The sequence below is a fragment of the uncultured Sphingomonas sp. genome (assembly GCF_964250165.1).
Classification (GTDB): domain Bacteria; phylum Pseudomonadota; class Alphaproteobacteria; order Sphingomonadales; family Sphingomonadaceae; genus Sphingomonas.
In genome coordinates, this window is sequence record NZ_CAXUEK010000109.1 from 1 (window position 1) to 5,967 (window position 5,967).

Consider the following 5,967-nt stretch of genomic DNA (forward strand, 5'->3'; position numbering starts at 1 on the left):
AGCGCGGTCAGCGTCTCGATCAGCACCGCGGTCTGGATCGTCATGTGCAGCGAGCCGGTGATGCGCGCGCCCTTGAGCGGCTGCGACGCGCCGAACTCCTGGCGCAGCGCCATCAGGCCGGGCATCTCGGTCTCGGCGATGCGGATCTCGGCGCGGCCGAAATCGGCGAGGCCGAGGTCCTTGACGACATGATCGGGGCGGTCGGCGACAAGCGCGGTGGCCACGGGGCGAAACTCCTGAATATACGTGATCGGCGGGCCGTGCGCCCGTGCCGGGTAGCGTCCATGTAGCGCGGTTCGGGCAAGATATAAAGGATTCGTTATATCTTCTCCGTCACCCCGGCCACCGTGCCGGGGTCGCCCGTCGGCAAATCCTGCCGTTGGGCGTCACGGCGATCGTTCTGGCCGGATCCTCGGTGAATGCCGGCACTGCGGCCGGAGGACGAAGGGGTTCAGTCGATCGGTCGCGCCTCACGCCCGCCCCGCGGTCCCCACCAGCAGCCGCGGGTCGACGCCCGCCGCCGCCAGCCCGGCGTCCCAGCGCGCCGCCGCCGGCGTGTCGAACAGCAGCGCCGCCGAGCCCGGCACGTTGAGCCACCCCGCCCCGGTCAGCTCGGCGTCCAGCTGCCCCGCGCTCCATCCCGCGTAGCCGAGCGCGATCAACCAGTGCGCCGGTCCCGTGCCGTCCGCGATGGCGCGCAGCACGTCCACCGTGCCCGACAGCCGCCACAGCCCGGCGACGTCGACCGTGTCCTGCCCGCCCCAATCGCCGGAGTGCAGCACGAAGCCGCGGCGCGGCTCCACCGGCCCGCCGAAATGGACGGGCGCGTTCGCGCTGTCGCCCGGCGCGATGGCGAACTGCTCCAGCAGGTCGTGGAAGCCCAGGCCCCTCACCGTCGCGCCGACGCCGATCCCCACCGCACCGTTCGCGTCGTGCGTGCAGATGGCGATGGCCGCGCGCTGGAAGCGCGGGTCGCTCATGCCCGGGGTCGCCAGCAGGAACTGGCCGGAAAGATAGCGCGCCGCTTCCATGGCTTGGCCCATATCGCGTCCGCCCCCGCGCCGCCACGCTTGATCTTCGCCGCCGCTTGGCCGAACGGGCGCGCGAAGGAGAACGTGCATGACGATCAAGGTCGGCGACCGCCTGCCCGAGGCGACGCTCATCAAGGTGACCGCGGACGGCCCCGCGCCCGTGACCACGTCCGACTATTTCAAGGGCCGCCGCGTCGCGCTGTTCGCCGTGCCGGGCGCGTTCACGCCGACCTGCTCGGCGCGCCACCTGCCCGGCTATGTCGAGAAGGGCGGCGAGTTCGGCGCCAAGGGCGTCGACGAGGTCGCGTGCACCGCCGTCAACGACGCGTTCGTGCTGGGCGCCTGGGCGAAGTCCGCGGCTGCCGACGGCATCACGATGCTGGCCGACGGCAACGGCCAGTTCGCCGACGCGCTGGGGCTTTCCTTCGACGGCGCGAAGTTCGGCATGGGCAAGCGGTCGCAGCGCTATGCGATGATCGTCAGCGACGGCACGGTCGAGCAGCTGCACGTCGAGCAGCCCGGCGAGTTCAAGGTCAGCTCGGCGGATTACCTGCTGGAGCAGCTCTAAAATCCTCCCCGCTCGCCGGGTGACGGCCAGCGTCTTGCCACCGTCACACCCCGGGCGTAGCGCCCCCGGATGACGACCGCCTCCATCATCGTCGCCGAGCTGGACCGCCTGTATCGCGCCTCGGTCGACCGTCTCCAGGCCGCCCTCACCGCCTATCTGCGCGACGGCACACGGCCCGATCCCGCCGCCCGTGCCCAGGGCAGCTTCGCCTATCCGGAAATCCGCCTCCACTTCCGCGGCGCCGACGACCGGCCCCCCTCTGCTCGAACGGTGCCGCTCCGCTCGTTCGGGCGGCTGGTGACGCCGGGCGAGTATCGGATCAGCGTCACCAAGCCCGCGCTGTTCGCCGATTACCTCGCCGAGCAGCTGACGCTGCTGATCGAGGATTACGGCGTGGAGGTGGAGGCCACCCCCGGTCGCCAGGAAATCCCCTTCCCCTACGTCCTCGATCCCGGCCACGCGCTGAGCCTGGACGAGGTTTCCGCGTCCGAGCTCGCCCGCTGGTTCCCGGCCACCGAGCTGCAGCACATCGGCGACGAGGTCGCCGATGGCCTGTGGATCGCCCAGGACGCCACGCGCCCGCTGGCACTATTCGATGCGCTGCGCACCGACTTCAGCCTCGCGCGGCTACGCCACTACACCGGCACGCCGTCCGAGCACACGCAGCGTTTCGTGCTGTTCACCAACTACCATCGCTATGTCGACGAGTTCGTCCGCTGGGCGGTGGGGCAGCTCGGCCCGAATCCGGATGGGACCGCGTCGCGGTACACCGCCGTGTCCGGCGCGGGCGGCGTGCTGATGCAGGCCGGCGACGATCCCGACCGCGCCGTCTCCGACAGCGCGTGGCGGCGTCACCAGATGCCCGCCTATCACCTGATGGCGGACGACCGCACCGGCATCACGCTGGTCAACATCGGCGTCGGCCCGTCCAACGCCAAGACGATCTGCGACCATCTCGCGGTGATGCGGCCCGAGGCGTGGCTGATGATCGGCCATTGCGGCGGCCTGCGCCCGTCGCAGCGCATCGGCGACTATGTCCTCGCCCACGCCTATCTGCGCGACGATCACATCCTCGACGACGTGCTGCCGCCCGAAATCCCCGTCCCCGCCATCGCCGAGGTGCAGCTCGCGCTCGCCCGCGCCGCGGAGATCGTCTCGGGCCAGTCGGGCGAGGAGCTGAAACGGCGGCTGCGCACCGGCACCATCGTCACCACCGACGACCGCAACTGGGAGCTGCGCTACTCGCGCTCGGCGCTGCGCTTCTCGCTCAGCCGGGCGGTCGGCGTCGATATGGAGTCGGCCACGATCGCCGCCCAGGGTTACCGCTTCCGCGTTCCCTACGGCACGCTGCTCTGCGTCTCCGACAAGCCGCTGCACGGCGAGCTCAAGCTGCCCGGCCAGGCCAACCGTTTCTACGAGCGCGCGATCAGCGAGCATATGCGCATCGGCATCGAAGCCTGCGAGCAGTTGCGCCGCGAGGGCGACCGCCTCCATTCGCGCAAGCTGCGCGCGTTCGACGAACCGCCCTTCCGCTGACGCGATCGCAAGGGACACGCGCTGGCTCGGCCATCGCGCAACCGAGCCGCGCGGAAACCAACCGCCGCATGTGCGTTACGCTCCCGCAATCATTTCAGGGAGCCCAGCATGGCCGATACCCCCGACACGCCCGACACCTCAGCGTCGGATCAGGCAAAGCCCGCGCCGCGCCGCCGCGCCGCCCCGCGCAAGGCGACGACGCCCAAGGCGCCGCGCGCCGCCAAATCGATCATCGCGCAGGCCGAGGACACCGTCGCCACGGCCGCCACCACGGCCAAGGACGCCGTGACCGGCGCGGCCGGCAAGGCGGCGCGGGCGGTCAAGCCGCGCTCGACCAAGCGCGCGACGCCGCCCGCCGCGAGCCGCGCATCGACGAAGGCCAGCGCGGCCAAGGGCGCGACCACCAAGCGCGCGGCCGCCAAGCCGAAGGCGAAGAGCGCGACCAAGACGAGCGGGCGCTGGGGCGCCGCCGCGATCGCCGGCGGCGTCGCCGCGGCCGGCGCCGCCGCTGCCGCGCTGCTCACGCTACGCGGCAGCGCGCGCGCGGCGGACAAGCCGACGACGCCCAACCCCGCCAAGGGCGCCCACCAGCCCGACGGCACCGACTCGTCCGCCTCGTTCCGCGCCGGGATCGCCGACGAGAGCACGATCCCGAACGGCTGATCCTGTCCGGTCCCGGCGACGCTCAGCGCGCCGGGACGAGCGCGTAGTCGATCCACACCGTCGCGCTCCGCTCCATCTCGCCGCCGGCCACCGGCGGCGGGGGCGCTGGCGGCGGCGGTGGCGCGGGCGGGACGCCCGCCTCTGCGACCCGCGACCCGGTGACCACGATGTAATCGACTTGTCGCGAGTAATTCCCACGCTCGCTCACGCGCAGCACGCGCGCCACGCGCATGTCGAGGCCGGACGCGTAGGCTTCCGCCTGCGCCCGGGCCGCCCGGATCGCGTCCGTCCGCGCGGCGGCGACGCCGGCGGCCGGGTTCTCGTTCCCCAGATTGGGCCCGTTGACCGAGTTCGCCCCCGCCGCGAACGCCGCGGAGATCACATCGCCGGCCCCGGCGAGCTTCGTCACCGTCACTGCCACGCCGTTGCGCGCGACATAGCCGGTGATCTTTGCCTGTCCTTCGTCATCGAAAGACCCGTTGCGGGCGAATCGGGGCTCGACGCTGATCTGCTGGGTGCGGATGAAGCGGTCGCCGACACCCGCCTTCTTCACCGCCGCGATCACCGCCGTCATGCTCCTCGCGTTCGCATCGGTCGCCTCCTTCGCCGTCGTGCCGGTGCTGACCACGCCGACGGTCAGGAAGGCCGCGTCGGGCAGGTATTTCGCCGTCCCCGTCGCCTGCACCTCCAGCAGCGTCTCGCCCGGCTGCAGGGCGATCTGCTGCGCGCCCGCCGGGACGGCCGCCAGCATCGCCGCGATCGCGATCGTCTTCACCATCCTGTGGGGTGTCCTTTGTTCTGCACGTCCAGCCAGGTCTTGAGCGGCGCGAAATAGGCGACCAGCGCCGCGCCGGACATCTCGCGGGTGCCGGTGAAGGTCTGCAGGGCGTCGGGCCAGGGCCTGGACGCCCCCATGCTCAGCATCGCGTTCAGTTTCGCGCCCACCGCCTTGTCGCCGTAGAAGGTGCAGCGGTGGAGCGGCCCCGTCCACCCCGCCTGCCGGCACGCCGCCTGGTAGAACTGGAACTGCAGCACCCGCGCCAGGAAATAACGCATGTACGGCGTCTGCGAGGCGATGTGATATTTCGCGCCCGGATCGAACCGCGTCTCGTCGCGCGCCACCGGCGGCCTGATTCCCTGATAGCGCAGCCGCAGCGCATCCCACGCCGCCTGATAGCCGTCAGGCTTGATCTCGCCGGAAAAGACGCCCCAGCGCCATTTGTCGATCAGCAGCCCGAACGGCAGGAACGCCACCTTGTCGAGCGCCTGGCGCAGCAGCAGACCGATATCCTTGTCCGCCGCCGGCACGTGCGCGTGGTCCAGCAGCCCGATCTGCACCAGATAGTCGGGCGTGATCGACAGCGCGACGAAATCGCCGATCGCCTCGTGGAAGCCGTCGTTCGCGCCGTTCCTGTAGAGAAACGGCTGCGTGTTGTAGGCGCGCTGATAATAATTGTGCCCGAGTTCGTGATGGATGGTGACGAAGTCGTCGGCGTTCACCTTCAGGCATGTCTTGACGCGCACGTCGTCCTTGCCGTCGATGTCCCAGGCGGACGCGTGGCACACCACCTCGCGGTCCGCCGGCTTCACGAATTGCGAACGCTGCCAGAAGGTTTCCGGCAACGGCGCGAAGCCGAGCGACGAGTAGAACGCCTCGCCCTGCTTCACCATCCTGAGCTGGTCGAAGCCCTTCGCCTGCAGCAGCGCGCCGGTGTCGAAGCCCAGGTCGCCTGCCCCCTTCGGCGCGACGATGTCATAGATGTTGCCCCATTCCTGCGCCCACATATTGCCGAGCAGGTCGGCGCGGATCGGCCCCGTCTTCGCCTGCACCGCGTCGCCATATTTGGCGTTGAGCTGCCAGCGGACATAGGCGTGGAGCGCCTGGTAGAGCGGCTCCACCTCGCCCCAGATCCGGTCGGTCAGCGCGGCGAACCGGTCCGGCGGCATGTCGTAGCCCGAGCGCCACAGCGCGCCCGTATCGGCGAACCCCAGCTCGCGCGCGCCCTCGTTCGCGATCGCGGTCATCCGGACGTTGTCGGCCCTGAGCGGCGCGCCGACATGGTCGTGCCAGCTGGTCCACATCTCCTGCAGCTTGGCGGGATCGCGCACCGTCCCCATCGCCGCCTCGATGTCGGAGCCGTTGATCGGCTTGCCGTCGAGCGTGCCCTT

7 protein-coding genes are annotated in these 5,967 nt (G+C 70.7%); 3 read left to right on the forward strand and 4 right to left on the reverse strand.

What is annotated here, in order from left to right; genetic code table 11:
• Positions 1-224: adenosylhomocysteinase (locus ACFE64_RS14600; protein ID WP_375393187.1), on the reverse strand; the 224-nt coding region annotated here is incomplete at its 3' end.
• Between the two features lie 246 nt (positions 225-470).
• Positions 471-1,031, reverse strand: coding sequence for a YqgE/AlgH family protein (locus ACFE64_RS14605; protein ID WP_375393188.1), 561 nt, complete (start codon positions 1,029-1,031; stop codon positions 471-473).
• Between the two features lie 88 nt (positions 1,032-1,119).
• Between ACFE64_RS14605 and ACFE64_RS14610 the strand changes: the two genes are divergently transcribed.
• The 3 genes from ACFE64_RS14610 (at position 1,120) to ACFE64_RS14620 (ending at position 3,798) form a co-directional block, all read left to right on the forward strand.
• Entirely contained in the window at positions 1,120-1,599 is a 480-nt protein-coding gene (locus ACFE64_RS14610) for a peroxiredoxin (protein ID WP_375393189.1), read from the forward strand.
• A 69-nt stretch (positions 1,600-1,668) separates the two neighbouring features.
• Positions 1,669-3,135: an AMP nucleosidase gene (locus tag ACFE64_RS14615; RefSeq protein WP_375393190.1), complete on the forward strand. Its 1,467-nt coding sequence runs from the start codon at positions 1,669-1,671 to the stop codon at positions 3,133-3,135.
• A gap of 108 nt (positions 3,136-3,243) precedes the next feature.
• Complete coding sequence (locus ACFE64_RS14620) at positions 3,244-3,798, forward strand: hypothetical protein (protein WP_375393191.1); 555 nt, start codon at positions 3,244-3,246, stop codon at positions 3,796-3,798.
• Between the two features lie 22 nt (positions 3,799-3,820).
• Here ACFE64_RS14620 and ACFE64_RS14625 read toward each other — a convergent pair whose 3' ends face one another.
• Entirely contained in the window at positions 3,821-4,576 is a 756-nt protein-coding gene (locus ACFE64_RS14625; RefSeq protein WP_375393192.1) for an SIMPL domain-containing protein, read from the reverse strand.
• Positions 4,570-5,967, reverse strand: a 1,398-nt coding sequence (locus ACFE64_RS14630; RefSeq protein WP_375393193.1) for a M2 family metallopeptidase, incomplete at its 5' end; no start/stop codon positions are given. The genes ACFE64_RS14630 and ACFE64_RS14625, both read right to left, overlap by 7 nt.

What these genes read in the sequence shown, in the direction of transcription:
- ACFE64_RS14605 (WP_375393188.1), bottom strand. Translation starts at nt 1,031, where the DNA reads ATGGAAGCGGCGCGCTATCTTTCCGGCCAGTTCCTGCTGGCGACCCCG.
- ACFE64_RS14620 (WP_375393191.1), top strand. Translation starts at nt 3,244, where the DNA reads ATGGCCGATACCCCCGACACGCCCGACACCTCAGCGTCGGATCAGGCA.
- ACFE64_RS14625 (WP_375393192.1), bottom strand. Translation starts at nt 4,576, where the DNA reads ATGGTGAAGACGATCGCGATCGCGGCGATGCTGGCGGCCGTCCCGGCG.
- ACFE64_RS14615 (WP_375393190.1), top strand. Translation starts at nt 1,669, where the DNA reads ATGACGACCGCCTCCATCATCGTCGCCGAGCTGGACCGCCTGTATCGC.
- ACFE64_RS14610 (WP_375393189.1), top strand. Translation starts at nt 1,120, where the DNA reads ATGACGATCAAGGTCGGCGACCGCCTGCCCGAGGCGACGCTCATCAAG.